Raw genomic sequence first — 26,638 nt, 5'->3', positions numbered from 1 at the left:
CATTCAACTCCTTAAGCGCGTTTAACTTCAACAAGGTTAGTATGTTGTGGGGTACCTTTAGCCAATGGCGAAGGGACATGTGAGGTTAGTGTATTGATACAACCACCGACATCTAGCCCATCATCATTGAGAGTACGCCATGCACCTTGTGGAACGGCGATAACACCAGGTAATACACGCTCTGTTACTTTCACTTTAATTTGAATACGCCCACGGTCATTAAATATTTCCGCCATATCACCATTGTTCAAGCCGCGTTGCTGAGCATCGATTGGGTTGAGCCAAAACTGATGTGGAATGGCTTCACGGAGCATCGCAACATTATAATATGATGAATGCACATGGCCTTTATCATGAAAGCCCGTCATTAATAGCGGATGTTTTTGCTGGCTTGCTTGGGCTTCAACGCCTTCTTTATTGACGCAATACTCAGGAATTGCAGGAATACGCTGGCCTTCGGGTAACTCCCAATTTTTGACACGCTCAGCCAGTTGTTCTGAATAGATTTCCACTTTACCTGACGGCGTCTTTAATGGGTTATTGATTGGGTCATCACGGAATTTCTTCAATGCAATATTTTCTGAGCTGTTCAGGAACTTACGATCGATAATACCCGCTCCGTCGGTTTCGCTGAACTCAGGTAAATGAGGCATTTTTTCACGTGTTTTGTTATAACAGAACTCAATCCATTCAGCGTAGGTACGGCCTTCGGTAAATTGCTCTTTTACACCCATTTTTTCAGCAATTTCGGCTAAAACATCATAGTTAGGGCGGTTTTCCCACAGTGGCTCAATCGCATTTTGTAGGCGAACTAAATAGTGATACGCACCACTTGCATAGGAGTTATTGATTAAATCGTTGGTTTCAACCGTTGTGACATCCGGTAATAATAAATCTGCATATTTTGCGGATGGGGTATCATGGTTATCCCATACTAAAATAAATTCACATTTTGATTCATCCGCCAGTATTTCATGCGTTTTATTTAAATCGCCATGTTGGTTACCAATGACATTACTGGAGTAACACCACATAAACTTGATGTCGTTGTTTAGTTTATCAACACCTTTAATGCCACCATTTTCTGCAGTTAATTCTTTTCCGCGAACAATCGCTTCTGACCACATATAAGTCGGAATCAAGGCTTTTACTGGGTTAGGTAAAGCAAAACCTGCAACAGGGTAAGCATAGCTATTCCCCCACAGCCCAGTATTTGTTCCAGCACGACCAATGTTGCCGGACATCAGAGGTAACATCATAATGGAGCGACAAGCTTGCTCGCCATTTTCTGTGCGTTGTAAGCCCCAGCCTTGTGAGATCCATGCTCTATTTGCATTGCCGATTTCACGTGCAAGTTGCTTAATACGTGCGACTGAGATACCCGTTAATTTGCTTGCCCACTCCGGTGTTTTAGCGATACCATCAGGGCCATTTCCTAAAATATAATCTTTATATGATGCATTGCGCGGTGCAGAAGCAGGTAAGGTCGATTCATCCCAGCCGACACAATAATTTTTCAGAAATTCTTCATCAGTCAGCTGTTCTTCGATCATGACATAGCCGAGAGCCGCAACTAATGCTGCATCAGTGCCTGGATAAATTGGGATCCATTCTGCACCAAGGGTTGTGACGCTATCGGTGCGGCGCGGGTCAATGATAATAACTTTTGCTTTGCTTTTATCTAACGCATTGAGAGTTTCGTAAAATTGACCGCCACCAGACATACGTGTTTCAGCAAGGTTGTGGCCAAACATGACAACTAAGTCAGAATTTTGGATTTCAGATAAATAGGATTCTTCTACGCTACCATATACGTAAGGCGTGATTTCCATTAATTGAGCATATGAATATGTGCCATAATCACCCAAGAAACCACCGGTTAAGCTTAATAAACGTTTACAAGCGGCACGGCCGTGTAAGTTTGCGCCTGTTGAACCCGAGCCATATTGGTAATAAATGGCATCACTTCCATATTTATCAATAGTATACTTCAGTTTTTCGGCGATAATGGTTGTCGCCTCATCCCATGAAATCTTTTTAAATTTACCTTCACCACGTTTACCAACGCGAACCATTGGGTATTTTAAACGATCTGGGTTGTAGGTTTTCCAACGCACTGAACGACCACGTAAACATGGACGGATTTGGTGTTCACCTAATGTTGAGTCGTCATACATCGTTTCATTGGAAATACGGCTGATAACACCATCTTTCACATGAACTTTTAACGGACAACGGCTACCACAGTTTACTAAGCATGCGCTATAGCTAATTTTTTCACTGACTTCGTCAGGCATGATTGCTGGTGTTTTTGCTTGAACAGCAAAAGGAAGAGTGATTGAGCCAGCAACAGCAGCGACACCCGCAACGGTTGCAGAGGTTTGTATAAACTCCCTCCTGCTCAGTTCTCCAAATTGAGTATTTATTTTATTTTTATGCATTGACATTGCCTATATGTAAATAACAACATTACTTTCTTGTTTTATATGTTAAAAAAAGTTTCTGTTGAGTTACATGACTTACATCAATGTTATCCCTGATAAGGTGAATGTATTTATTTAATTTATAAGGGTTTTTTATTCATCGGAACATAAATTAGTTTTATTTTTATTAACTATCGAAATATTAATTTTTATATAGCGATGGGGCAAGAACTAAGGAAAAAGAGGGATATATCCCTCTTTTAAATACCACTTTAGATGTAGATGAATAAGAAAATTTAACTAATCACTTAGTATTAATTATTTTTCTGGGGAATTGCCTATCATTCTAACATCATTTCCGGTAGGTGATTGATGTACCATCAGATTAAATTGCGGAAGGATGGAAAAAATATGGTCAAAAATGTCTGACTGTATTCTTTCATATTCCACCCATACAGTTGTATTGGTAAATGCATATATTTCGATTGGGATACCATTTGTGTCAGATTCTAGCTGCCTGACCATGATCGTCATATTTTTGTGAATATTAGGGTGTGATTTTAAATAAGCTTCAATATAAGCTCGGAAAGTCCCTATATTCGTCAAACGGCGTTGATTTAAAGGAACCGCTTTATCATCAGGTAGACTAGAATTAAAGACTTGAATCTCCGATATTTTTTGTTCGATATAGGGTTCAAGTAAATTTGCTTTAATGCATTGCTCTATTTCTTCAGGTGTTAAAAAATGTACACTGCTGGCATCTAAGCGGACACTACGCTTAATTCTGCGGCCACCTGATTCAGTCATTCCTTTCCAATTTTTGAAGGAATCAGAAATAAGGGCATAAGTAGGAATGGTTGTAACTGTGTTATCCCAGTTACGCACTTTTACTGTGGTTAAACCAATATCTACAACAGCGCCATCAGCGCCGTATTTAGGCATTTCTAACCAATCACCAATATTAACCATGTTATTGGCTGAAAGTTGAATTCCTGCAACTAAGCCCATAATGGGGTCTTTAAAAACTAACATCATGACGGCGGTCATTGCGCCAAGACCGCTGAGAATAATTAGTGGGGATTTACCAATTAATAGCGCAATTATCATGATGCCAATTAAAATTGTGGCAATCAGCTTAAGGCTTTGGAATATTCCTCTAAGCGGTAAATGCGCAGTTTTGGCGGCACGCTGGAGCACACCGAGTATAATATCAAGAACAGAATAGAGGGTGAGTAAGCCAAATAATAGGCACCATGCTTGTGAACCGACCTTTAGAACGGCTTGTGCTGTCGAACCTGAATGCAACCATAGCGTTGCTTGGATATTGACAACAACACCTTGAATAACAAAAGCAAAGCGATTAAAAAGATTATGTTGAGTGATTAAATGAACCCAAGTTCCTGCACTTTTTTGCCCGCGCTTTTCGAGTTGTGGAAGTAATATTTTATGTAGAATTAAATGTAATACGCAGGCGACGATCAGAATTAAACCGAGCACTATCAGTAAAGAGGCAAGGTTAGCGTAATCTTGGTTGAACTGACGTACCCAGTCTAGCAGTTGCTGCTGCATGGTTTCTCCTTCTTTAGGGGTTAGGAACGATTACTTATAAAAATATTAGATAGTCAAACGACCTTATCATATTAGTAATGAAAATTCATGGCGAACAATATTAAACTCCGTCCTAATTCTTATTGTTAGTTCTAAGTATTGCTTAGTATATGAAAGCAATACTAATGATAATAAAGGTTATTATAAAGGAGGACATTCGTTAATTTGATGGGTTAAGTAACATTTACATAACATTACGTGTGATAAGTATTTTCTGATTGTGAGTCTCTATAACTAAGCATAATGTTCTTAAAAATACTCCTAATATTATATTAACTTTGCAGGAATTTATTATGAACATATTTAAAAAACCGATTTGTTCAGTTCTTTTGCAGTATATCTTATTGCCTGTTATTGCTTGTACGCCATTATTTGCAAATTCATCTTCTAATGGCAATCAAGGTCAAGAAAATGGTAAGGGGAATCAAAAAATTCATGGAAATAAAGGGAATCAGAACAAAGATAAACCAAATAAAGAGAATGGCAATCAACAGCTAAAACATGCCAAATCGAACAAGTATTACGATAAACAACGGGGTTCGAATGTGAGTTTTAATGTGAGTTTTGGTCATGTAAGGCCTTTGGCTATTGAATATGGTTTGACGGGATATCGAGGCTTGCCGCCAGGTATTGCAAAGCAAGTGAGTAGGGGAAAACCGCTTCCTCCAGGTATTGCAAAAAAAACGTTACCTTCACCATTTTTGGCACAATTACCTGTTTATGTCGGCTATGAATGGAAAGTAAGTGGTCAGGATCTTATTTTAGTTGCGATAGGGACAATGGTTGTCGCTGAAATTATTGAAAATGTTTTTGAATAAAAAAAACGACCTTGATTGCAAGGTCGTTGTGCAAAATAAATGCAATTAACGCTAATGATTAGGTAACTAAAAGGTTTGATTGACTACAAAATGATTAACTTGCTTACATAAAACGTTTAGAGAGTAATTCAATAACTTCTTGCACACTGCTGATAAATTCTTTGATGCTGTTCATCGGTAACTCCAAATTAAAATGTGATTCAGATCACGTGAGAGCATTTTAGCCATTAGCATGTTAATGTCAAGTTAATATTAAAAATAATTTTAAATATTAAACTATATTTTAATCTCTTTGCTGACATTCGTTTTGGTTGAAAGATACTCCGATAAGACGGATGAAAATCTATAAATGATTACAAAAATGTGAAGAATTGAAAGGTAATTTTTACAATATGGTGTATGGTTAAATAGAGGTTAGGTAATTATTTGATTGATAAAGGAATACAGCGCATGATCGCTTATGTGAACGGCCAGTTTTTACCTGAAGAAGAAGCATCAGTATCTGTTTTTGACCGTGGGTTTTTATTTGCTGATGCAGTATATGAAGTGACAGCAATAATTAACGGTAAGCTAGTTGACTTTGAACATCATATGGCCCGCTTGCAGCGTTCTTGTACTGAATTACAGCTATCATTACCTTACGATTTAGCAGAATTAAAGCAAATTCATCTTCAATTAGTTCTACAAAATAATATAGAGGAAGGGCTTGTATATTTACAATTGACTCGTGGTAATGCAAAACAACGCAATTTTTTATATCCTGATAATAAAACGAAGCCAACATTGGTCTTATTTACACAAAAGACGAAGATTGTTGAAAATGAAAAGTCTAAATATGGAATAAAAGTCATCACTGTCGATGATATTCGTTGGCAACGTTGTGATATTAAAACAGTCGCCTTATTAGCGGCTTCTATGGCGAAAGAATACGCTAAGCAACAAGGTGCAGATGACGCTATTTTTGTTAAAAATGGCTATGTTACGGAAGGAAGTTCCAGTAATTGTTTTATTATTAACCCTCAGAACCAAATACAAACACGAGGGCTAAGTAATAAGATATTGCCAGGTATTACTCGCCAAGCAATTTTACAGCTTGCTCGGGAGCAAGAAATAGACATTGTTGAAAAGTCATTTAGCATTGATGAAATGTTAGAAGCAAAAGAAGTCTTTATTACTTCTGCAACGACATTAGTTTGGTCAGTTATTATGGTGAATAACCAATTAATTGGGGAAGGTAAGCCGGGGAAACTTGCTACCCGGCTGCGGGAGATATACTTGCAAAAATTAAAATAATCTCATGAGATACCTAAGTGTTATTTTAATTGCATAAATTCTTTAACGGAAGAAACCGTTACCATTCCATCCAATGCCTGAATACTTTGCTGGTGGAGTTCTGGCGTTGGAGCGGCACATAAATCTTCAAGTACAGTGACATAATACCCTAAGTCATGAGCCTGCCGAGCCGTACTTTCAATGGCTTTTACGGTACTAACTCCGCCAATAAACAATTCTGTAATGCCATTTTCGGTAAGCCATTTATGGAAATGGTTTCCTGCAAATGCAGAAACCCCTTTTTTAATCATAACAGGGTCACGAAATGCCACTTCAAGGTCATGAGCCCAATTACACCCATTACCACTTAATTTTAAGGCACCAAGGCTTTTGGCTTGCTGAAACATTGGGGAGCCAGCAGGAACATCGTGGTAATTGTCTGAAAACCCAACTTTAACCCAAATAACTGGGATATGATGACTTCTTGCATATTGTGCTGCTTGATTGGCTTTTTCAACGATTTTGCGAGAGCAAGTCTGTTGATAGCTTGAATTAGATAAGCCATTTTTACCAATTATCTCTTCAATGAGATCAATAATAACTAATGCCTTGGACATTATTGCCTCTTTTAAGTGTACGTATATTAACTTATAAAAGGTGTATTCTAGCTAGAAAAAATAGTGAATGCTGTTAACTCAATAACATAATTAGATTTAGGGTAAGTCAATAATAAAACCAATGCCTCGATTGTCTAATCCATCAGTAACTCTAATTACAGCACCGATTTTATGGGCTAAATTATGAGCGATAGATAAACCTAAACCGCTTCCGGTTTCCATTGTTCCAGGAACTCGATAAAAACGAGAAAATATAAGTTGACGGCTTTCTTCTGGAATTCCTCGGCCATTATCTTGAACAGAAATAGTTCCACCAAATGGAGTCAGGTCTTTTAAAATAACTTTTATTTTCCCTTTTTCTGGGCAGTATTTAATCGCGTTTTCTATCAAATTGGTAAAAATATTACTCAGTGCAAGTTTATCAGTGAGGATATAAAAAGATTTTGGGCTTTGTAGTTCGACATCAATGTCTTTGTTAATGGCGTAAGGTATATGTGAGGATATTAAGTGACTGATTAATACAGGAAGGTCAATTTGCTCTTTATTTAATAAAAAATCTTCAGTTTCTAAGCGTGCTAAGTCAATTAATTGATGTGATAGAGAAGCAGCTCGATTTAAAGTCTCTTGCATATCATTAATAATTTCTTCTTTTTCTTTGGGATTATCAATTTGCATTAATAAATGTAATTGAGCTATGACAGCTGCAATCGGTGTTCGTAATTCATGTGCGGCATCTGCCATGAAACGCTTTTCGCGTTGATTTGCAGCATCAACACGAGACATAAGGTTATTGATTGCCGCAATGATAGGCCTAATTTCTTTATATTGTTCTTTCGTTTCTATTGGCGTTAAATTACCCGGCTGGCGGCTAGAAATTAGTTTTGCAGATTGCCTTAAAGGCCGTAGGCTAAAGTAAGCAGTAATTAAAATCGCTAACAGCATAATAGCCAAAATAAAAGCGAGGGGGATGGCGGTGCCTTCGGCTGGGCTACCTAATAAAGATTTACGGTCACTATAAGATTCGGCAATCACAACTTCAAAGGTATTTTTGTCATTCCATGCAGACGTAAAGTGCCAGTCTTTATGTAATACAGCGAGCTCAGAAACGGATTTCAGCGATGGAACGTGTAGCTTGTCACTGTTTCGATAATAGACATTTCCTTCTTTATCTCTAACAATCATAAACGGTCGATAACTAATATCGTCGCCACTTTCCATCGCCGTAGAATAAAGTTCTTGTAGATTATCAGCAATTTTATTGAAATATTCTGGCTTATCAGCAACCACATCAAGTGTTTTAGCAAACCCTTGAGTGATGACGTTCTGTTGTTCATTTAATTCATCATGAATTGAAGGCCAATAAAAAAATTGTAGCCAACCAACTAATAACAGCCAAAGAAAAATAACTGAACTAATTTGTAGTCCGAATGTATAAATAAAAAATGATTTAACTTTCACTTAGTGGTGCTTCTTTTTTTAATAAATAACCAATACCACGGATAGTAATTATACGCTCTTTACCTATTTTTCGGCGTAAATTATGAATATGAACCTCTAAAGAGTTACTTTCCACATCGTCTAACCCGAATAGACGCTGCTCTAAATCTGTTTTTCTGACAACATTATCCGCATTTCTTATTAATTCATAGAGTAATAAATATTCTTTCCCGGAGAGCAATAGCAATTGTTCATTAAGGGTCACTTGGTGATTAAGAGGATTTAATTGCAGGTTACCTAGTTGCCATATTTCAGATGAAAAACCAGCCATACGGCGGCTAACCGCTTTTACTCGAGAAATAAGCTCAGGCATAGCGAATGGCTTTGTTAAAAAGTCATCTGCACCTGAGTCTAAACTAGAGACTAGGTTATCCATTTGGTTTCTTGCTGTAAGAATAATTATTGGGATAGTTTCCCCCATATTACGCCAAGTAATGAGTTCTTCATGGCCATCGCCATCAGGCAAGCCTAAATCTAAGAGCATTAAGTCAAAATTACGGGATGCAAGTTGTAATTTTGCGTCTGCAAGTAGCCTTACCCAACAAGGACTAAAGCCTGCCAATTCCAGCCCTCGACATAGTGCCTTTCCCAACTGAAGATCATCTTCGACTAATAGGATATTCATATTATCACCTCTACGAACAAGTATAAGCAGGCAGTGAGTGTCAGACAATATGCATAGTTCAAGTTTGAATCAGATTTAAGCATATCTTAAGGTTGGTTTAACTCATTTTTAAGGTACAAAGAAATAGATTGTTTATTATCATTTCATCACTCAAACAATAAGAGCATTGATAATGAAACAAGTATTTTATGAGGTGCCATTATTTATAGTAGCAATCGTATTTGCTTTAATCTTTATGGGGAAAGATTTCAATAATTCACCCTCAGTAAGCTTATCAACTCTAACGCTAAATGAAGTTTCTACTTGCGTGAATGTTGATAGCTGTATTTCACAAGTTAGAATAACTCGTGAAGGAAATAAAAAATTAAATCCAGTGAAAGAAATTAAAGCATTTCTTAGGCATAAAATCTATTAATTAACAACGAGTAAAATTTAGATATGAGAAATTATTAAATAAGTAGTTTCTTTAATAATCAACGTATTGTCTTGCTTTTATTCTCCTGCAAGTAGAAGTGTTTTTGTTGATGAGGCTGGGTTTAATTACGACTTTTAGTAAAAGAAAAAGGAATGTTACACAATGGGTAAACATTCCTTTAAGTATTAGGTTAATCCACCGTTGTTTCTTCTGGGATCCAACCATCATCCATCCATATTTCTTCCAGTATCTCTTCAATACGAATTTTATCTTCCGTTATTTTAGTTCCAGAGATGTTAACGCATTGTTGTGAGCTAAACCCAACCCGCGTTATCATATCTGGATATTGGTTTTGAAGTTTGCGTAAAATCTCAGTTTCAAGTGCTTGCAAAACAATTGAACTCGGTTTTTGTGGAGCGTTCTTATCAAATAATACTTCGATACGTAACATGATAGCCTCTAGTAAAGACTGTGTTAATATACAGTATTTTTAGAACTATTAGGTAAAAAAGTCAATATAGAGCTACAAATATTTTTATCAGCGAATGGAGTGAAAAAAATAATAGCAAGATAAAACAACAAGTTAATATTATGAGTGCTCGATAACTAATTGTCAGAAAATTTAAAATAGGTATGCTAGAAAATATTTTTTATAAGGTGAGTTTTGATTAAATGTTACATGCTTTAAGAGTTTCAAGTGAAGATAGCGAAGCGATAGCAATGATTAACCAGTTGTATGACACAGCTTTTCCATTATATGAACAAAGAAGCTACCAAGGAAGAGAGGCAATATTAAATCATAGCGATTATTATTTGCTCAATTTCAAAGAGAATGGCACTTTTATTGGTTTCATTGGTTGTTGGAAAATCGAAGATTATTATTACATTGAGCATCTTGCTATTTCCCCCATATTAAGAGGGCAAGGTTATGGGCAAAAGGTATTAAAACTGTTTTGTCATGATGTTGGTAAAGTGATTCTAGAAATAGACCCCATTATTGATGAAGTTAGCCAAAAACGTTGGTCTTTTTATCAACATTGTGGTTTTCAACAAACTGAATACGCTCACGCACATCCAAGTTATTACCCAGAAAATAAGCCGCATGAGCTTAGGGTATTAAGCTATCCAGAAGTGATAGCTCAAGAGGTGTATCAGCAATTTAATCACACCTTGCAAACGGTTGTGATGAATAAAGCGCTATTATAGTTCACCATGTAGGTGGTTTTAATCAGATATATAGCAATAGATAAGTTCGGGATCATTATCATCTAAATTTTCAATGTAGCCACTAGGAATAAAGCCAGCTTTTATTAAGAGTTGTTGAGTGGCTGTATTCGATTGGTTTGTAGATGTAAAAATTTTTGGGGTTTTACTCTGCATTTTTAGTTTATTAATTAAGGTGAGTCCAAGGCCTTGCCGACGATGGTTTTTATTTACCATTAATAACTCTATAAAAGCATGGGAATAGAAATAATAATGTAGAACACCATACGCCAATATTTCGTTGTTGGCTTCCAGTACATAACATATTTCTTGTTCGAGCCATTGGGTAATGTCTTCATAGCGTTCTGTCGTCGCAATGGTATCTATGGAAAATATAGCATTTATATCAATTAGTGTTGCGACTCTAAAGTTAGTTTTCATTATCAATCAGTTGTTTATCAATGCTAAATGTATTAATTTGAAAATATTACAGCATAGGATTGGTTTAGGTAAAAGATTAATATGAATAAGTAGCGCTTAAATAGGCATGTATACCTATCTATCAATTGAATTGAGAGTATTTTGGACTGTATAAGCAGTTGGTTAAAGCTAGTATAACCATGTCGGGGTTTTACACCAGTTTTACCGCCATTTTACCTTTTTAAAATCACACACACAAAAAAACCAACCGTAATAGGTTGGTTTTCTTAGGGAATTTTGGTCGGCATGATAGGATTTGAACCTACGACCCCCGACACCCCATGACGGTGCGCTACCAAGCTGCGCTACATGCCGAACTTTGATTAATACTACTCATTTTGCTTCTAAAAGCAATAGACTGAAGATGCGACTGGTTGATATTTAAACACTAATTTTCATTAAAGCGTTTTAACTCAGTAAAGATCTTCAACAACTCAGCCAAGTCAGGTTTTTCATTTCGTTCTATAGCACCTTGTTTATCATAGATATTAAACTGACCATTTTGATCCATGTAGAGGGTGGCATTATCTGTGGTAATGACAACATCGTCGTTATCACCGGTGATCACCCATGGGTAAGTACGTTTAACACTAAATAAATCCTCACCTTGGCTGTAATCATCGGGTGGATTACTGACATGTAGTAAACGCTGCATCAATGTTGTCATGACATCTTGATGACTAGTTAGCTTATCTATTTGCTGAGCTGGTGTGTTTGGCCAATAAATGAATAGTGGCACTTGCATATTATTACGATTGAAGCGTTTGCCATCTAACCACTCGTTTTCTGCTTTTCCTTGGTTATTGTAATTTGCGGTCACAACAACAATGGTGTTTTGCAAGCGATTATCACGCTGTAATACAGACATCACGCGATTGATTTGTTCATTGGTTTTCGCGCTTCCAGGTGTTCCTTTAATATTGAGGAAAGAGAACCAAGGAGAGTCATTCTTAAGGCTATCTAGCCAGTTACTCCATTGTGTCACTGTTAAGTTGTCATTATCTGCAGTTTTTGCAGGTAATGAGTAATCCGCTAAAATAGCTTGCCTGAATAATGGAGAATTAAAGCCATCTGTTGAGAATAAACCAAACTGATATCCTTGATGCTGTAAGGCTTCGATTAGCGCTGATGGATGGCGACCATTGAGAATATTATCGAAATAAGTTGATGAAATACCATAGAATAAGCCAAATAGCGCGGTATCGTTACGTAGACCGGCAGTGTAGTGATTCGTAAACTGTGTACTGATTTCTTTAAATTCGTTTAACGCACCCATAGAATCTTGTTGAGATTTGTCTCCAAGATCATCAATGACCAACAATAATAAGTTGTAATCGGCGCCTTGGTCATAATAACTTAAAGGTTTCAATGGGTAGTTTAATTTAAGTGCTGTTGGGCTACCTTGCTGGAATACACGGTTTTGATGTTCAGTTAAGTCTAACAGACCATACCTATCAAGCAGCTTGCGGGCTGTCATGGGTTGTGACAATGGATAATTGTAGCGTTGCATGGTGATAGGGCGATAAAAATTAGCATCGGCCCATGCATACATCAGGTGTGACATAATAAAGGTCACAATAAAAATACCCGCAAGCGGTTTGCCAAATGTTTGGCGATTTAAACTACGTAATTTTTGCCAACTCCAAGTCGCAAATAACATTTCAACAAGAAAGATAATCGGAATGCTGATAAACATCAGTTGCCATTCACGAGCCATCTCACCCTTAGTTGGGTTGATGACCAAGTCCCAAACTTGTGGTGTTAAATGCAAACCAAATTGGCTAAAAACACGGATATCAAAAATTAATAGCGTTGTACCAGCCGTTGCAAGGGCAACACAAAGTACCCTCAGCAGCCGCTGAGACATAACAATAAAGGTCAGTGGAAAAACAATTAGTAAGTAAGTCGCAAAGACCACAAAACTAAAGTGACCAATCCAACTGACGAAAGCATAAATTCGGCCAGTTAGGGTATCTGGCCAATCAAAAATAAACAGATAGCTACTACTTAACACGAGGCTAAGCAGTATATTGAATAGTGCAAACCAGTGCCCCCAACCAATCATGTTAGAGACTTTGTCACGGTAGCGCAGGTGGGTGACCATACTGTTTATTTCATTAATCAATTAGTGTGATTGATCTTCTTTAACAGAAGAAAGTAATGCATTTGCGAATGATTCTGCAATCATTTTACGTTGCGCAGGCGCAACCGACGTATTCAGCAGATTCGTTACCATATTACCTAACACCATGAGGGAAAGGTCAACAGGGGTGTGGTTTTTTTCTAACACGCTCACGAGGTCAGAAAGTAAACCTTCAACTTTTTCATCACTATAGCGAGATGATTGTGGCATAAATTGAGACATCCTAAATTAATGAAAGCTACATATCATAGCGTATCACAGCTGGTTTTTCTTCTTTCTTCGCAACAAATTTTTGTTTAAGTGATAATAATGCTAATTCAGATTCGTAAAGTGCGTATTAGTTCAGCGTAATTAGGCTGAAAATAGAACAAATGATGGTTTCTGTTGCAGAGGAATAATATCAATGTTTGAATACGCGCAACATTATTTTCGCTATAACGAAGGAGCCAACAATGAGTCTGGAAATTAACCAGATAGCTTTACACCAGTTAATTAAAAGAGATGAGCAAACCCTAGAGGTGATGTTGCGGGATTCTTTATTGACAGCAGATGGTGTCGTACAAGACATGATGGCAGAGTTACACCGCGTCTATAGTGCAAAAAGTAAAGCATTTGGCGAATTTAACGAAGAAAGTGAACTTGCCGATGCGTTAAAGTTATTGCGTAAAGGCGAGGAAGAGTTTTTAGGGTTCAGCCGTGCGATGACCGTTCGCTTGAAAGATGAATTAGCCAAATATCCTTTTGCTGAAGGGGGCGTGGTTCTCTTTTGTCAATACCGTTACCTCGCGGTCGAATATTTATTAATTGCGGTGCTCAATAGTTGTGACAGCATGTTTGTCACGGAATCATTGGATTTAGGCACCACACATTATTTAGATATTCCTCATGCAGATATTGTCGCTCGTATTGATTTAACGGAATGGGAGACCAATCCTGAATCAAAACGCTATTTAACTTTCTTAAAAGGTAGAGTAGGGCGAAAAGTATCTGATTTCTTTATGGACTTTTTGGCTGCATCAGAGGGACTAAATGCAAAAGTTCAGAATAAAGGCTTGGTACAGGCACTTGACGATTTTTGTGATAATGCACAAATGGACAAAAACACACGTCAAGCTTATCGCCAGCAAGTGCATAGTTATTGTACAGAACAATTACAGTCTGGAGAGGAAATTGAGTTACAGGCGCTGGCAAAAGAGCTGCCAATGGTTGAAGAACAAAGCTTCGATGATTTCGCTCGCCAAAATGATTATCAACTCGAAGAAAGTTTCCCTGCCGATAGAGGAACGTTGAAGCAATTAACGAAGTTCTCAGGGAGTGGCGGAGGGATCACGATTAGCTTTGATGCGATGCTTATGGGAGAGCGTATCTTTTGGGACCCTGTCACTGATACGTTGACCATTCGCGGTACACCACCTAATTTGCGTGACCAGTTACAACGGCGGGGGGCTAAATAGGCTGTGGCGTTGAATCGGTAGAAATAAATAACGCCGCAATTGCGGCGTTATTTACTCGGCGTCCCGAAAATTCTAAAGCTCGGCTGTGGGCTTTAATTAAGCGCGCAGGAAGTCAATGTGCGTCACTTTTGGCTTAAATGGGTGACGTTGAACAGCCTGAACTTTTACTTTTGTTTCTTTACCATCGATAACCAGGTTCAGAACTTCGTAAAATTCTGCTTTGCTTTCTTGGTTGATGATTTCATCGTGGTTAAGAGTTACAGAGATAGCTTCTTGGTTGCCACCGTAAACGATAGCTGGAAGCTGGTTATCTCTGCGCAGGCGGCGGCTCGCACCCTTACCCTGCTCTTTACGTTCAATTGCATTGATAGTTAACATTACTATTTCTCTATAAAAAGAAAATATAAATTCCTGCTACAGGCGACCCAGCAGCAGGTTCGAGATTTGGCCTATGGATACTTCATTCAGCGAACAAGATATCGGAAGGCGGGCGGCATTTTAACGAAAAATCCGTCATCCAGCAATCATTATGATCGTTTTCGCTTTATGATAGAGAATCTGCAACGCGAAAACGCCCTTGATAATCGAAGATTTTCTCTCTAATTTCCCAAAAACGCTCTTTTTTGCGTGCAACAATAAATTGAGGATAACGTAATAAAGATTGCTGCAATAATATATCATTTGCACTATTCCATTTAAATGGAACACCCGGAGCACGCTGATGCTCTCGTAAAAAACGATATTCGAATACGCGTTTTTGTGCGGGCGTCGCTAAGCGAAAACGTTCAGAAACGCTAGTTCCGTCTTCATCAAAATAATTTATTTTAATCCATTCACCTTTGGAATCACTTCCAGTAATGAATTGCATACCACCGCAACGAATGATTAATGCATCTTTAAGTTTTAATGCGGCTTTTAGCATATCGTCAGGGTCGGTAAGCACCTCTTGGCATTTTTGGCAGCGACGAGCAGCAATATCATTTTCTGCACCGCAATGTGGACATTGCTTGAAGCGAAAACGAAATGCACATTGTTTTTTCTGCCTATTTTCATCCTCTTCCCAGCCTTGGCAGCGCCGGCCGTAATGTTCAATAATTTGCCCATCAGAGGTACATTTACCCCAAAAAATATTCGCAAATTGGCACAATGGACAGAAAACTTGCACGGGAACACTGGTTGAATTGGGTCTACTAGAACCCACTTCAGGCCGAAACAAATCATGTGGATTACCGGCATAATCTAAGATTAAACAGCGGGTTTTTCCTTCGGAGAGGCGTAATCCTCGGCCAACAATTTGTTGGTATAAGCTGACTGACTCTGTGGGTCGTAAAATCGCAATCACATCAACATGAGGCGCATCAAACCCAGTTGTTAATACTGAAACGTTAACGAGATAGTGTAATTCTTTGTTTTTAAATTGGTTAATAATTGCTTGCCTATCAGCAGCAGGGGTTTCAGCTGTCACTAATGCCGCACTGTTTTGGGGTAAATAGCCCAAAATTTCTTTTGCATGCTCAACCGTTGCTGCAAAAATCATACAGCCTTGTAATGGTGCTGCATATTCAATAACTTGCTCAATAATTTTAGGGGTAATGCGTTGCTGCTTTTTTAATGACAAATTAAGCTCTTGTTCATTAAAAATACCTGATGATGTCAGTGAAACTTGGCTAAAATCATATTGGAGAACAGGCATATCTAAGCGTTCAGGTGGTACTAAGAATTTGTTTTTAATCATATAGTGTAGAGGAAGTTCATAAATACACTCACGGAAAAAACAATTTTCATCGCCACGTACCATACCATGGTAATGGTATTGGTAAATCCAGCCACTGTTGAGACGGTAGGGCGTGGCGGTTAATCCTAAAATACGTAATGAAGGGTTATTGGACTGTAAAGCCTGGATGATTTGTTGGTATTGGCTTTTATCATTCAAACTTATACGGTGACACTCATCAATAATCACTAACGAAAAATGTGCATCAAAGGCTTTAAGGTTTCGAGCAACAGATTGCACGCTACCAAACACGACTTTGCTTTGAGATTCTTTTCGATTTAGACCTGCGGCAAATATATCGGCTTGTAGGCCATATGCGAGGTACTTAGCATGATTCTGCTCAACTAATTCTTTTACATGTGCTAATACCAGCACTCGGCCACGAGCAAGCCGCGCCAATTCAGCGATCACTAAGCTTTTACCTGCGCCAGTTGGCAAGACAATTACGGCAGGGTGAGTCTGTTTACGAAAATAATCAACCGTCGCATCGACAGCTTCTTGTTGGTATGGGCGTAAAACAAAAGGCATATTATTCAGCATTATGTAATTAAATCAGGTGAATGACGTTAAATTTAATTTAAAACGATGACTCTGTCTAAAGATGTGAGTTGTTTCGGTGAAACTATCACTTCACAAGGGTTATTGTTATAATGAATTATGTGATAACAATCACAACAACCTTTCACTCTATATTCTGACAGTTGAGCGTTATTGTACGCTGCACTGGCATTCCATCAAGTTAAGAGAATCTATGCGACTGGATAAATTTTTGTCCCAGCAATTAGGGATAAGCCGAAGTTTGGTAGCGCGAGAACTGCGCGCAGGGCTTGTAACGGTTGATGAAGAAATCGTTAAATCAGGGGCTTTTCAAGTTACGATTGACCATGAAGTCGCTTATGATGGCAATGTCCTCGTACAAGTTACTGGGCCGCGTTATTTTATGTTACATAAACCACAAGGCTATATTTGCTCAACAGATGACCCAACACATCCAACAATTCTTTTTTTTATTGATGAGCCTCTTGCACAAAAACTGCATTCAGCAGGGCGTTTAGATATCGATACAACCGGCCTTGTATTATTGACGGACGATGGCCAATGGTCACATCGCATTACTTCACCCAAGCATCATTGTGAAAAAACGTACCGAGTTCAATTGAGTGATGATATTGCTCAAGATGTTGCTGAGAAGTTTGCTCAGGGCGTTATGCTCAATGGGGAAAAACATCCAACTAAACCAGCGAAACTGGAAATTATTAGCCCTAGAGATGTTAGGCTGACGATTAGCGAAGGGCGTTATCATCAAGTAAAACGTATGTTTGCAGCGGTAGGAAACCACGTTTGTGGGTTACACCGTGAACGTGTTGGGGAAATTTGGCTCGATGATGCTCTTGAGCCAGGAGAATACCGCCCACTGACGGAAGAAGAGATCAACAGCATTAATGTACCACGTAAAAAAACAGCAGGAGTTTAAAGAGTGCAACAGCAGCGTTCATCCTATTTGGGGCTGATATTAATTCTAGGTTTATTATCGATGCTAATGCCATTGGCTATCGACATGTACCTACCAAGCTTTCCGACGATGATGCATTATTTTAATGTAGATGAAGGGCGCATTCAAATGACGCTCAATAGCTACATTTTTGGTTTTGCTATAGGGCAATTATTTTATGGTCCTATGGCTGATAGCATTGGGCGTAAACCTGTTATTTTGGGTGGCGTCGTCGTTTTTGCCATCGCTTCAGCGGCTTGCGCTATCACTGAATCGATTGATTCACTGATTTGGTTACGTTTTTTACATGGTTTTGCCGCAGCAGCTGCAAGTGTTGTGATTAACGCACTTATGCGAGATATGTTTACTCGTGATGAATTCTCAAGAAGTATGTCTTTTGTTGTATTAGTGATGACGGTGGCACCGTTATTAGCCCCTATTTTAGGGGGAGAGCTAATGCGTTGGTTTTCATGGCATGCCATTTTCTGGAGTATCGCCATTGCAGCGGTTGTTGCCGTTATTTTAGTGAGCTGTTTTGTGCGGGAAACATTGCCCGTTGCTAAAAGGCAAAAGTTTCATATTGGTACAACATTAAGGCAATTTGCGACTTTATTTAGAGCAAGACAGGTTCTGTTCTACATATTAGCGAGTTCATTCTCTTTTGCCGGGATGTTTTCGTTCTTAAATGCAGGTGCTTTTGTCTATATCGATTTGAATGGGGTGTCTCCACAGAATTTTGGCTACTATTTTGGTATCAACATTATCTTCCTGTTTATTATGACGACAATAAATAGCCGCTATGTAAGGCATTTTGGCGCAGAAAAAATGCTTTACTTTGGCATCATTATCCAATTTGTGATGGGCGTGTGGTTGCTTGTTACAACGGCATTTGCATTAGATTTTTGGACATTGGTTATCGGTGTTGCAATCTATGTTAGTGGCATAGCGATGATTACTTCTAATGCAATGGCAGTGATCTTGGATAATTATCCACATATTGCCGGAACCGTCTCTTCATTGGCAGGAACAATAAGGTTTTCAATTGGCGCACTCGTTGGGACTTTATTATCACTCATACCCGCTCAGAGCGCATGGCCAATGGTTGGTTCTATGGTTGCTTGTGTAGCATTATCAATGTTATTTGTTCTATTAGCGAAAAAAGTAAAGTAAACCATATGTTTTCAAGTTTCATGGATGAAACTGAGAACACACAATTCCCCTTTCTTTAAAATAGAATATTTTCTAGTTACTTCCCTAGATCATTCATTTTATCTATTAGAGATAAAGTAACATTGCTCGATAAAAGCGAGTAGTAATATAGGGGTATTAAAATCCTTAATGAAAAATGATCTAAATCAATTATCATTCGAGCTAAATTTGTTAAATTTATGTTTTATGAATTAATGCTTATTGCAACATTATTCATTAATAAAAATTTGGTTTAACTTCAAAAACAAACTGTTTTTTACTATTTTCATTTCATAAATGTAAAAAAAAGTTAAGTGTTTTGAGTGAGATGTTGAGCTTAAAGATCAAAATTAGTTTAAATTTTAATATATTTACTACTAAAATGAATGTGCAATGATTTGTGTCACAAAAATTTAACGACATTTTGTTTTTTTAATGTTATATTTAAAGTTCGACATTTAACATTCATGTTACTTTTTGGATGACTAAAAGCTCGGTTTGAACGATGAATGATTGGCTTAAGCCCGTGTTAGGTCAAGTAATAATGTAAGTATCAGTACTTGGCAAAATACTAAAATGTTTCAATAGGATATCTTTGTGGAAAAATTAGGTCTTTCGGTGGTGCACAGGCTACCGCAAAGCTACCGCTGGTTATCAGGCAAAATAGGTACGGATGTTGAAGTCGTGCCTATGAATGATGCCGATAGCGATAAGCTTGTGGGGCTGAAGCTACTTAGCCATGACTGTGCGACAGATTGTATTGCAATGCAGCAATTGTCTGAATCATTGTCAGATATGCAGATCGCTAACGCAATCTTAGAGTGGCAAAAAGAAATTTGCCTATTCATTCATGCTAATGATGAGCTAGCTGCTATGTGTCGCTTAAAAGCTTCTGGCGTCGCGATTGCAGAACTGTCTTCTGGCTTTTATAGTGCTTAGTTTTGAGTATATTTGCTTGGTTATATTGGCTCGATGATTCATTATTATTTTAGTTACAAGTTTAGTTCAGCTATGTTTTATAACTTGTTTTTGAATGAGCGTTATCGTGAGGTGGGTTTGGTATTTAAGCTATTTTTATCAAAAAGAATCAAATAGCTATACTAAATTTAGTTAATAAAGATTTCCAATAAAAAAGCTTCCATTGTATGGAAGCTTTTTTATTGGAAGGGGGATATAGAATGTTAAAAAAACTTATGAGCCATTAATAATACGTCTACCGGCATAGTATCTTTTGCTCCAGTAGGAGTTAGTCATTTCAGAAACGATAACACCACTACTGGTTGACGCATGAACAAATTTTTGGTCGCCAATATAGATACCAACATGCTTCATAGTTCGGCCTGTTTTAAATAAAACAATATCACCGACTTTTAGGTTATTACGTTTTACGCTTTTGCCTGAGGATTCTTGTTCAGAAGTGGTACGAGGGAGTTCAACACCAAATTGTTCAAAGAATGTGCGTTGTACGAAACTTGAACAATCAACACCTTTCTTTGTTGTACCGCCAAGACGATAAGCCACGCCTTTCCAGCTTGCGTATTGATCCATTATTTTAGATTTAGTATCAACACTTTGTACTAATTCTTCGAATTCATCTTGAGATGCCATCGTCAGCGAGTCACCAGCAGAACCATTTAGCATACGTGCATCTGATTTGGCAGTATATTGTGTGTTTTTAGCAGACTTTGGGTTGGTACATGCTGTGAGAGTTACGGCGATTGCAATTGCCGGAACAATGCGCCAAGCATAGCGCTTAAGTTTTTCAGGAGTTAGCATTCTTATATATATCCCTTACCATTTTTTTAGTACTTTATTGTGTAAAAAGACACAAAAAACTAAACTTATCCCTGTGAAAAACGCATTATAGATGCCAAAACTGTGTTTTTCGCAGAAAGTGTTTATCGCAGCACTACTAAATTTCGAATGTACTAGTCATATTTAATGACTTATTGAGTATAGGATATATATCAATATCGACTAAATTTACTAAGACATTCTTTACATTTTTTACATAAAAGATTTGGTATCGCAATAATCCCAAATCAAACCTTTAAGAGCATACATAAACAAAAGCAAAATGGCGAGTTAATAGAGGTGAAATTTACAAAACATTAGATAAAAGTGCCTATTTGCCATTGGTTTATGTGATAACTGTCTACAATGAAGGATCTTTACTTATAACACAGGTAATTGCAGTCAATGAAATATGATCTAAATCACATTTTCTTGGTTATTATCTCAGTGTAATTACATAAATATGTGCTTTTTAAGTTTGAAATGTAAAGAAGTTTAAATTTATATCTAATGACGGCTTATTTGTGAGTAAAACGAATAGCTTAGTAGACTTTAAAAAGGATGGTTAGAATAAAAGACAAACAAAGAATAATGAAGAAAGTCAATTCACTGTATGTTTATCAGGGGGTTTTGTTGTTCGGATTTTCTTTATGAAATAGATACTGGCGAGTGAGAGGTAATTTATGTCGACCACCAAACGGTAATAATGTAGGTAAACCATCAGTGTATGTGCTATATCTTGATATTGTAGTCACGATAAAGCCGTTGCTCGAAATCATTAAACCGGCGATTGAGGGTAGCACGAGCAATTCTAGCTGAAAAATAATCCATGGGAATGAAGTTAGATGACCCAAGGTTATCAATAATCAGAAATTGGCCGTGAGGTTTATAACCTAATTGGTAAACAATGTTGTAAGTCTTAAGTGCCATCGTGGCGATAGCCTCTTTATAAATATTCTTTTTAAATTGCTCATAAGCAATTTTCATATTTTTTTTATGTTTTAAAAAAAGTTGTTTGTTTTTTAGGTAGTAATCTAAAGTATGTGAAACATTTCCAGTTTTATCTTTGATTAATTGGAATACATATCCTAATCCGCGATCAGTTTGCTGGGTTCCATAGTAATGAGAAATTGTTTTTATTGTGAAGTTTTTTTTATATAGACGCTTATAATAGCGAACCTCTCTTAATGTTTCTTTATCATCTCTTCCACTTAAATGAACTTTTACACATAGGTCATCATATTCAGGATGCTGATAACAAGCACGCTGTCGGCCTGATGCGATCAAATTGATAGAGGGTAATGCGATTTTTTTATTTAAATTCTTATGCATGATGATTAACACTATCTTTAACGATTCTAAAGTTTTTGATGTATAGATGAGCCTTAAGTGGCGTTGCGACGATTTTCATAAATTATAGGGCTAATGCTAATAGATATTATTTATAAAGTGTTGCATTTTGTGTGGTTAATTAAGTGTGATGTAAGTCCTTTATTTTGTTTTGATAAATAATTAAAACAAAAAATAAAAAACTACGACCATAAATGAAATTATTAATATCCCTTTGGAATTAGTATGTCGTCCTCAGGCAATTCAGCCAAATTAAATACTTTAACTGTAAATAAATTACAGAAAGTGACGATAACATAATTTTAAAAGGGGATTTCATTATGAATAGCTCAGTAAAAAAAATGGTCATGACTTTTCTGGCAGTAACAGCATTAAGCACAAGTTTTTCAATCGTTGCGTCAGAAAATAGTGAGACGAAACGCAGTAGTACAGGCGTTATTCGATTTACTGGTGCCATAGTTGCATCACCTTGTGTTGTCGAAGCGAATGCTAATAAAGTTGAAACTAAATGCTGGAATGATAATGGTAAATTGGAAACTGCATCTGCAGATATTCGTAAATTAAAAAATAAAGAAATGTTGCTTCCGAATCAAAAAGGTACTCAACAATTTAATTGGATTAATAAAGATAAAACCTTAGGTATTTATACAATAAAATACGATTAATCTTGAGTTGAATAAGAATTGAATGTAGCAAACTAATATGAGAAGGGTATGCAATGTTTAATTTTAATGACATATGCCTATGAACAGTAACTTCATAGGCATATAAAAAATTGTTTCTATCAAATTAAAAACAAAAATTAGTCACAACGGCCCATATAACGACGCTCGGCGATATGAATACGAATTTTTTCTCCGCTGGTTAAATATTCAGGGACTTGGACTGTTAGTCCTGTAGCCATGGTTGCGGGTTTAGTCCGTGCGCTTGCTGATGCGCCTTTAATTGCAGGTGTTGTTTCAACAATCACCATATCAACCGTTTGTGGTAGCTCTAATGCAAGAACTTGTCCATCCATTGTTAATACTTGCATTCCTGGTAACCCTTCTTCAGGAATAAAAAGTAATTCTTCTTCAATATCCGCTTTTTTGAAAATGTAAGGAGTGTAATCTTCATTGTCCATGAAGACATATTCATCACCATCAATATAAGAAAAACTCACTCCACGGCGTGTTAGCGAAATGGTTTCTAAAATATCATCGCCTTTGAAACGCTCTTCAACTTTCTGGCCAGTTTTGATATCAGTAAAGCGCATTTTATATAGCGTACTTGCACCACGAGCGCTAGGTGCTTGAATATCAATGTCTTTTACAAGTAATAGTTTGCCATTGTAGTTAATTGCTAAACCACGTTTAATTTCGTTGGCCTTGGCCATAAATAACCTTCTTTAGGGTTGTCAAAAAGAGTGCGACAAAATTACTCGCAGATAAGGAATTAGGCAAGATGCTGAAGTCAATTTTCAGTGAAAAATTTTTAGATAAATATCAGTATGAATATAACCTGTAGGTTATATTCATACTCGAATGGTTAATAGATAGGAAGTAAACCAGATAGCGACAATAAATGAGCAACCGCATTAATTAACCCAAAGAGGATCACGAAGCCAATGATAAAGGTCCCTCCTGGTGCTTTATAACTGTTGTTAGGGTAGCGTTTACGGCTTGCTTTCGCCATCAGGGCAGGGACAATGACAGCCCAAATAGTCGCTGCTAACCCTGCAAAACCAATCGCATAAATAAACCCATTAGGAAAAATTAAAGCGAGTATCGTTGGTGGTAAAAAGGTGACTAAAATGGATTTAAGGCGGCCAAATTTGTTATCTTCAAATTTGAAAAAATCAGCGATAAAATCAAATAACCCTAAAGACACACCTAAGAAAGAACTCGCTAAAGCCATATAGGAGAACAGGTTCAAAAACTGAGAAATAAAACTGCTTTGGGTGGAAATATTCATTTGGGTCAGTAATGCATCAATATTATTACCATTTTCTCTGATTTCAATAAATGAAGTTCTTGGAATATTTCCTTGAATCGCATACTGCCACAAAATATAGATAACCACGGTAATGGTTGCGCCATAGACGAGGCTCTTAACAACACTGCGGCTATCTTTATTATAATATTTTACTAATCCTGGCACATTACCGTGATAACCAAATGAAGTTAATAAATAAGGTAATGCGGCTAAGGCATATGGAAGATACTGGCTTTCACCTTGTTCAGTTTGGTTAAATAAGATAGCTGGAGATGCAGTTGAAACCATTCCACCGATTGACATAATAAAGGTGATTACCATTCCACCAATTAAAATAGTGCTTAACCTATCGACAGCACGCGTAGAAAGCCATACAAAAAAAGCCACTATGAAGGCAAAAATAAAGCCAGCACCTGCTTGAGGTATCTGTATTTTTTCTGACAAATTCGCTGCGATGATAGAGCTACCCGCAGAAATATAGGCATAAGTAAGTATGTAAAGCACAAAGGTGACGGATAAACTATTAATTGAATTCCATGTCGAACCCAACAAATCTTTAACCATCGTATGGAAACTAGCGCCCGCAGGGTAATTCATATTGGCTTCTAAAATCATTAACCCAGAAAGTAACATGCAAATAAAGGTATAAATCAACAGTATGACGGAGCCTGTGAACCATACGCCAGAAGTCACCATAGGAATAGAAAACATACCAGCACCCACTGCGGTACCGGCAATGATCATAGCACCTCCTAATATAGAAGGATTTTTTTGTTGTGTTGTTCCATCAATAGCCATGGTGGCTCCTAAATATATTGTTTCACTGTACTAGCTAAATGATACGGCAAGCATGAAGTATTGTAAATATAGTAAATAGAATAAAACAGGGAAAAATGAGTAATTAGAAAGGGATGGATAATAAACGTACAACGCGAGAATGTTTGTACGCTTACAATTAATTAGGCGTTTTGGCGATAGAAACGTTGTGTTAGCCAGAGGTCAACCGCGTTGCGACTAGCCTCAAAATGCGGTTCTGGGAGTTTGTCTGGTGAAACCCACATTAAGCTTTCACATTTATCTGGTTCCATAATTTGAGGCTCAACATCACCGTCATATTCAACATGCATGCAAACAGAAACGGTGTGTTTACCTTCTTGTTGGTGAGTTTGTAAATTATTGCTGATGCCAAAAACAGTGGGGGCTTGGATATCAATACCTATCTCTTCTTTTATTTCGCGAATTGCACAGGTTTCAAAAGATTCACCGAGGTCGACATGTCCGCCGAAAATGGACCAATAGGGCGCATGTTTACTACTGCGTTTACCTATCAAAATTTGCCCATACTTGTTAGTGATTAGCACACCGACACCAACGACGACGTAAGCAGGCTCAGACATATATTCTCCTTATTATTTTATTTTTCAGCGCGCTGATCCTGACATAATCTTGTAGAAAAACAAGCAGGAAAAAGTACAAATATCACTGAAAACAATATGCTTTAATGTTATAACTATACTTAAATTTAAAGACACGATAATCATGATAAGGGAGATTAGTGGTTATGACTCGCCGGGTTGCTACAATTACATTAAATCCTGCTTACGACCTTGTGGGCTTATGCTCTACAATCGAAGTTGGTGAAGTCAATTTAGTCAAAACCGCTAGCCTCAATGCGGGTGGTAAAGGAGTCAATGTCGCAAAAGTACTCCGTGACTTAGGTATTGATATCACTGTTAGTGGTTTTATGGGAAAGGATAACCAAGAAGAATTCCAACATTTTTTCAGTGAAAATGGCATGGCTAACCGCTTTAGTATGGTGCCAGGACGAACACGAATTAACGTAAAACTCACGGAAAACAATGGGGAATCGACTGATTTCAACTTTTCAGGTTTTGAGGTCAGCAAAGAAGACTGGAACCGTTTCTCGACAGAATCACTCAATTGGCTTGGCCATTTTGATATGGTTGTGGTTAGCGGAAGTTTGCCAAGTGGTATTGATCCAGAAGAATTTACTCGGTGGATGACTCGCCTTCGCCAATTATGCCCATGTATTATTTTTGATAGCAGTCGAGAAGCCTTAAAGGCGGGTTTAAAAGCGTCACCATGGCTAGTAAAACCTAATCGTCATGAGCTAGAAAGTTGGGTTGGTCGAAAACTACCAGACTTACAAGATGTCGTAGCTGCAGCCCATGAATTAAGAGATAAAGGCATTTCCCATGTTGTCATATCGCTAGGGGAAGAAGGGGCTCTGTGGGTTAATGCTTCGGGTTCTTGGCTAGCTAAACCACCATATTGTGAAGTGATAAGCACGGTTGGGGCTGGTGACTCGATGGTGGCAGGGCTAGCTTACGGGCTACTCAATGGTGAGTCCAGTGAGCATACCTTACGTATGGCGACTGCAATTTCTGCACTCTCAGTTTCCCAGCCAGATGTCGGCTTAAAAAATAGAAATAAATTAGCGGATATGATGGCAAAAATTGAAATGAAATCGTTATAGGTCATTCAGTTCAA

The 26,638-nt window shown here is 37.6% G+C and carries 26 protein-coding genes and 1 tRNA gene; 10 read left to right on the top strand and 17 right to left on the bottom strand.

The genetic code is table 11. The features are described from left to right. Positions 1-11: 11 nt before the first annotated feature. The gene (locus PR767_RS09290; protein WP_004912136.1) at positions 12-2,441 is read right to left on the bottom strand and encodes a DMSO/selenate family reductase complex A subunit; all 2,430 of its coding nucleotides are present in this window, start codon (positions 2,439-2,441) and stop codon (positions 12-14) included. 300 nt (positions 2,442-2,741) lie between these two features. Continuing rightward, entirely contained in the window at positions 2,742-3,992 is a 1,251-nt protein-coding gene (locus tag PR767_RS09285) for a mechanosensitive ion channel family protein (protein ID WP_004912130.1), read from the bottom strand. 332 nt (positions 3,993-4,324) lie between these two features. Between PR767_RS09285 and PR767_RS09280 the strand changes: the two genes are divergently transcribed. Next, positions 4,325-4,849: an anti-virulence regulator CigR family protein gene (locus tag PR767_RS09280; protein WP_117162375.1), complete on the top strand. Its 525-nt coding sequence runs from the start codon at positions 4,325-4,327 to the stop codon at positions 4,847-4,849. 450 nt (positions 4,850-5,299) lie between these two features. Continuing rightward, on the top strand, positions 5,300-6,142 hold the full coding sequence (locus PR767_RS09275; protein ID WP_272520208.1) for a D-amino-acid transaminase: 843 nt from the start codon (positions 5,300-5,302) through the stop codon (positions 6,140-6,142). Between the two features lie 20 nt (positions 6,143-6,162). On the opposite strand, the gene PR767_RS09270 is transcribed toward PR767_RS09275, so the two are convergent. The 3 genes from PR767_RS09270 to PR767_RS09260 form a co-directional block, all read right to left on the bottom strand. After that, complete coding sequence (locus PR767_RS09270; protein WP_004912122.1) at positions 6,163-6,738, bottom strand: cysteine hydrolase family protein; 576 nt, start codon at positions 6,736-6,738, stop codon at positions 6,163-6,165. A 96-nt stretch (positions 6,739-6,834) separates the two neighbouring features. Then, positions 6,835-8,196, bottom strand: a complete 1,362-nt coding sequence (locus PR767_RS09265) for a sensor histidine kinase (RefSeq protein ID WP_004912120.1) — start codon at positions 8,194-8,196, stop codon at positions 6,835-6,837. Next, complete coding sequence (locus tag PR767_RS09260; RefSeq protein ID WP_004912118.1) at positions 8,186-8,860, bottom strand: response regulator; 675 nt, start codon at positions 8,858-8,860, stop codon at positions 8,186-8,188. Before PR767_RS09260 ends, PR767_RS09265 begins: the two co-directional genes overlap by 11 nt. 172 nt (positions 8,861-9,032) lie before the next feature. On the opposite strand from PR767_RS09260, the gene PR767_RS09255 reads away from it, so the two are divergent. Next, a complete protein-coding gene (locus PR767_RS09255; protein ID WP_004912116.1) occupies positions 9,033-9,275 on the top strand; it encodes a hypothetical protein in 243 nt (80 codons plus the stop codon). Positions 9,276-9,465: 190 nt separating this feature from the next. Here PR767_RS09255 and PR767_RS09250 read toward each other — a convergent pair whose 3' ends face one another. Then, a complete protein-coding gene (locus PR767_RS09250; RefSeq protein ID WP_272520207.1) occupies positions 9,466-9,726 on the bottom strand; it encodes a DinI-like family protein in 261 nt (86 codons plus the stop codon). A gap of 221 nt (positions 9,727-9,947) precedes the next feature. Here PR767_RS09250 and PR767_RS09245 point away from each other — a divergent pair, with 221 nt between their 5' ends. Continuing rightward, positions 9,948-10,481 carry a GNAT family N-acetyltransferase gene (locus PR767_RS09245; RefSeq protein ID WP_272520206.1) on the top strand — a complete coding sequence of 178 codons (534 nt, stop codon included), beginning with the start codon at positions 9,948-9,950 and terminating at the stop codon, positions 10,479-10,481. 18 nt (positions 10,482-10,499) lie between these two features. Here the strand turns inward: PR767_RS09245 and PR767_RS09240 are convergent, their stop codons facing one another. From PR767_RS09240 to PR767_RS09225, 4 genes are all read right to left on the bottom strand, one after another. Continuing rightward, positions 10,500-10,919 (bottom strand): GNAT family N-acetyltransferase, encoded by a 420-nt coding sequence (locus tag PR767_RS09240; RefSeq protein ID WP_004912109.1) that lies wholly within the window; start codon positions 10,917-10,919, stop codon positions 10,500-10,502. A 277-nt stretch (positions 10,920-11,196) separates the two neighbouring features. After that, a tRNA-Pro gene (locus PR767_RS09235) sits at positions 11,197-11,273 on the bottom strand. Between the two features lie 73 nt (positions 11,274-11,346). After that, positions 11,347-13,062 carry an LPS biosynthesis-modulating metalloenzyme YejM gene (gene yejM, locus PR767_RS09230; RefSeq protein WP_109911578.1) on the bottom strand — a complete coding sequence of 572 codons (1,716 nt, stop codon included), beginning with the start codon at positions 13,060-13,062 and terminating at the stop codon, positions 11,347-11,349. A gap of 21 nt (positions 13,063-13,083) precedes the next feature. Next, positions 13,084-13,311 carry a YejL family protein gene (locus PR767_RS09225; RefSeq protein WP_004911940.1) on the bottom strand — a complete coding sequence of 76 codons (228 nt, stop codon included), beginning with the start codon at positions 13,309-13,311 and terminating at the stop codon, positions 13,084-13,086. Positions 13,312-13,553: 242 nt separating this feature from the next. Here PR767_RS09225 and yejK point away from each other — a divergent pair, with 242 nt between their 5' ends. Then, complete coding sequence (gene yejK, locus PR767_RS09220; RefSeq protein WP_004911936.1) at positions 13,554-14,555, top strand: nucleoid-associated protein YejK; 1,002 nt, start codon at positions 13,554-13,556, stop codon at positions 14,553-14,555. Positions 14,556-14,651: 96 nt separating this feature from the next. Here yejK and rplY read toward each other — a convergent pair whose 3' ends face one another. Then, positions 14,652-14,933: a 50S ribosomal protein L25 gene (gene rplY / locus PR767_RS09215; protein WP_004260060.1), complete on the bottom strand. Its 282-nt coding sequence runs from the start codon at positions 14,931-14,933 to the stop codon at positions 14,652-14,654. A 166-nt stretch (positions 14,934-15,099) separates the two neighbouring features. Further along, complete coding sequence (locus PR767_RS09210; protein WP_272520205.1) at positions 15,100-16,857, bottom strand: DEAD/DEAH box helicase; 1,758 nt, start codon at positions 16,855-16,857, stop codon at positions 15,100-15,102. 223 nt (positions 16,858-17,080) lie between these two features. On the opposite strand from PR767_RS09210, the gene rsuA reads away from it, so the two are divergent. The 3 genes from rsuA (at position 17,081) to PR767_RS09195 (ending at position 19,948) form a co-directional block, all read left to right on the top strand. Beyond that, on the top strand, positions 17,081-17,803 hold the full coding sequence (gene rsuA / locus PR767_RS09205; protein ID WP_272520204.1) for a 16S rRNA pseudouridine(516) synthase RsuA: 723 nt from the start codon (positions 17,081-17,083) through the stop codon (positions 17,801-17,803). Positions 17,804-17,806: 3 nt separating this feature from the next. Beyond that, on the top strand, positions 17,807-18,991 hold the full coding sequence (locus PR767_RS09200) for a Bcr/CflA family multidrug efflux MFS transporter (protein WP_004911923.1): 1,185 nt from the start codon (positions 17,807-17,809) through the stop codon (positions 18,989-18,991). Positions 18,992-19,606: 615 nt separating this feature from the next. Further along, a complete protein-coding gene (locus PR767_RS09195) occupies positions 19,607-19,948 on the top strand; it encodes a hypothetical protein (protein WP_004260080.1) in 342 nt (113 codons plus the stop codon). A 252-nt stretch (positions 19,949-20,200) separates the two neighbouring features. Here the strand turns inward: PR767_RS09195 and mepS are convergent, their stop codons facing one another. Together mepS and PR767_RS09185 are read right to left on the bottom strand one after the other, a co-directional pair. Then, positions 20,201-20,785, bottom strand: coding sequence for a bifunctional murein DD-endopeptidase/murein LD-carboxypeptidase (mepS, locus tag PR767_RS09190; protein ID WP_004911920.1), 585 nt, complete (start codon positions 20,783-20,785; stop codon positions 20,201-20,203). A gap of 750 nt (positions 20,786-21,535) precedes the next feature. Further along, the gene (locus tag PR767_RS09185) at positions 21,536-22,135 is read right to left on the bottom strand and encodes a YrbL family protein (RefSeq protein WP_109911631.1); all 600 of its coding nucleotides are present in this window, start codon (positions 22,133-22,135) and stop codon (positions 21,536-21,538) included. Between the two features lie 338 nt (positions 22,136-22,473). On the opposite strand from PR767_RS09185, the gene PR767_RS09180 reads away from it, so the two are divergent. Further along, positions 22,474-22,818, top strand: a complete 345-nt coding sequence (locus PR767_RS09180) for a hypothetical protein (protein ID WP_004911913.1) — start codon at positions 22,474-22,476, stop codon at positions 22,816-22,818. Between the two features lie 137 nt (positions 22,819-22,955). Here the strand turns inward: PR767_RS09180 and yeiP are convergent, their stop codons facing one another. From yeiP to PR767_RS09165, 3 genes are all read right to left on the bottom strand, one after another. Next, positions 22,956-23,528, bottom strand: a complete 573-nt coding sequence (gene yeiP / locus PR767_RS09175) for an elongation factor P-like protein YeiP (protein ID WP_004911909.1) — start codon at positions 23,526-23,528, stop codon at positions 22,956-22,958. 152 nt (positions 23,529-23,680) lie between these two features. Beyond that, entirely contained in the window at positions 23,681-24,925 is a 1,245-nt protein-coding gene (mtr, locus tag PR767_RS09170; protein ID WP_004911904.1) for a tryptophan permease, read from the bottom strand. A 161-nt stretch (positions 24,926-25,086) separates the two neighbouring features. Continuing rightward, positions 25,087-25,524, bottom strand: coding sequence for a nucleotide triphosphate diphosphatase NUDT15 (locus tag PR767_RS09165; RefSeq protein ID WP_272520203.1), 438 nt, complete (start codon positions 25,522-25,524; stop codon positions 25,087-25,089). Positions 25,525-25,688: 164 nt separating this feature from the next. Here PR767_RS09165 and fruK point away from each other — a divergent pair, with 164 nt between their 5' ends. Then, positions 25,689-26,624 (top strand): 1-phosphofructokinase, encoded by a 936-nt coding sequence (gene fruK / locus PR767_RS09160; RefSeq protein ID WP_272520202.1) that lies wholly within the window; start codon positions 25,689-25,691, stop codon positions 26,622-26,624. The last annotated feature ends 14 nt before the right edge of the window (positions 26,625-26,638 follow it).

This window comes from Providencia sp. PROV223, from assembly GCF_028479245.1.
In the GTDB taxonomy this organism is placed as follows: Bacteria; Pseudomonadota; Gammaproteobacteria; order Enterobacterales; family Enterobacteriaceae; genus Providencia; species Providencia rettgeri.
The sequence above is the reverse complement of the archived record's forward strand: the minus strand, read 5'-3'. Positions and strand labels throughout refer to the sequence as shown.

Excerpts from the sequence above, each read along its gene's own strand:
- PR767_RS09290 (WP_004912136.1), bottom strand. The coding sequence starts at position 2,441 with ATGCATAAAAATAAAATAAATACTCAATTTGGAGAACTGAGCAGGAGG.
- PR767_RS09285 (WP_004912130.1), bottom strand. The coding sequence starts at position 3,992 with ATGCAGCAGCAACTGCTAGACTGGGTACGTCAGTTCAACCAAGATTAC.
- PR767_RS09280 (WP_117162375.1), top strand. The coding sequence starts at position 4,325 with ATGAACATATTTAAAAAACCGATTTGTTCAGTTCTTTTGCAGTATATC.
- PR767_RS09275 (WP_272520208.1), top strand. The coding sequence starts at position 5,300 with ATGATCGCTTATGTGAACGGCCAGTTTTTACCTGAAGAAGAAGCATCA.
- PR767_RS09270 (WP_004912122.1), bottom strand. The coding sequence starts at position 6,738 with ATGTCCAAGGCATTAGTTATTATTGATCTCATTGAAGAGATAATTGGT.
- PR767_RS09260 (WP_004912118.1), bottom strand. The coding sequence starts at position 8,860 with ATGAATATCCTATTAGTCGAAGATGATCTTCAGTTGGGAAAGGCACTA.
- PR767_RS09255 (WP_004912116.1), top strand. The coding sequence starts at position 9,033 with ATGAAACAAGTATTTTATGAGGTGCCATTATTTATAGTAGCAATCGTA.
- PR767_RS09250 (WP_272520207.1), bottom strand. The coding sequence starts at position 9,726 with ATGTTACGTATCGAAGTATTATTTGATAAGAACGCTCCACAAAAACCG.
- PR767_RS09245 (WP_272520206.1), top strand. The coding sequence starts at position 9,948 with ATGTTACATGCTTTAAGAGTTTCAAGTGAAGATAGCGAAGCGATAGCA.
- PR767_RS09240 (WP_004912109.1), bottom strand. The coding sequence starts at position 10,919 with ATGAAAACTAACTTTAGAGTCGCAACACTAATTGATATAAATGCTATA.
- yejM (WP_109911578.1), bottom strand. The coding sequence starts at position 13,062 with ATGGTCACCCACCTGCGCTACCGTGACAAAGTCTCTAACATGATTGGT.
- PR767_RS09225 (WP_004911940.1), bottom strand. The coding sequence starts at position 13,311 with ATGCCACAATCATCTCGCTATAGTGATGAAAAAGTTGAAGGTTTACTT.
- yejK (WP_004911936.1), top strand. The coding sequence starts at position 13,554 with ATGAGTCTGGAAATTAACCAGATAGCTTTACACCAGTTAATTAAAAGA.
- rplY (WP_004260060.1), bottom strand. The coding sequence starts at position 14,933 with ATGTTAACTATCAATGCAATTGAACGTAAAGAGCAGGGTAAGGGTGCG.
- PR767_RS09210 (WP_272520205.1), bottom strand. The coding sequence starts at position 16,857 with ATGCCTTTTGTTTTACGCCCATACCAACAAGAAGCTGTCGATGCGACG.
- rsuA (WP_272520204.1), top strand. The coding sequence starts at position 17,081 with ATGCGACTGGATAAATTTTTGTCCCAGCAATTAGGGATAAGCCGAAGT.
- mepS (WP_004911920.1), bottom strand. The coding sequence starts at position 20,785 with ATGCTAACTCCTGAAAAACTTAAGCGCTATGCTTGGCGCATTGTTCCG.
- PR767_RS09185 (WP_109911631.1), bottom strand. The coding sequence starts at position 22,135 with ATGCATAAGAATTTAAATAAAAAAATCGCATTACCCTCTATCAATTTG.
- PR767_RS09180 (WP_004911913.1), top strand. The coding sequence starts at position 22,474 with ATGAATAGCTCAGTAAAAAAAATGGTCATGACTTTTCTGGCAGTAACA.
- yeiP (WP_004911909.1), bottom strand. The coding sequence starts at position 23,528 with ATGGCCAAGGCCAACGAAATTAAACGTGGTTTAGCAATTAACTACAAT.
- mtr (WP_004911904.1), bottom strand. The coding sequence starts at position 24,925 with ATGGCTATTGATGGAACAACACAACAAAAAAATCCTTCTATATTAGGA.
- PR767_RS09165 (WP_272520203.1), bottom strand. The coding sequence starts at position 25,524 with ATGTCTGAGCCTGCTTACGTCGTCGTTGGTGTCGGTGTGCTAATCACT.
- fruK (WP_272520202.1), top strand. The coding sequence starts at position 25,689 with ATGACTCGCCGGGTTGCTACAATTACATTAAATCCTGCTTACGACCTT.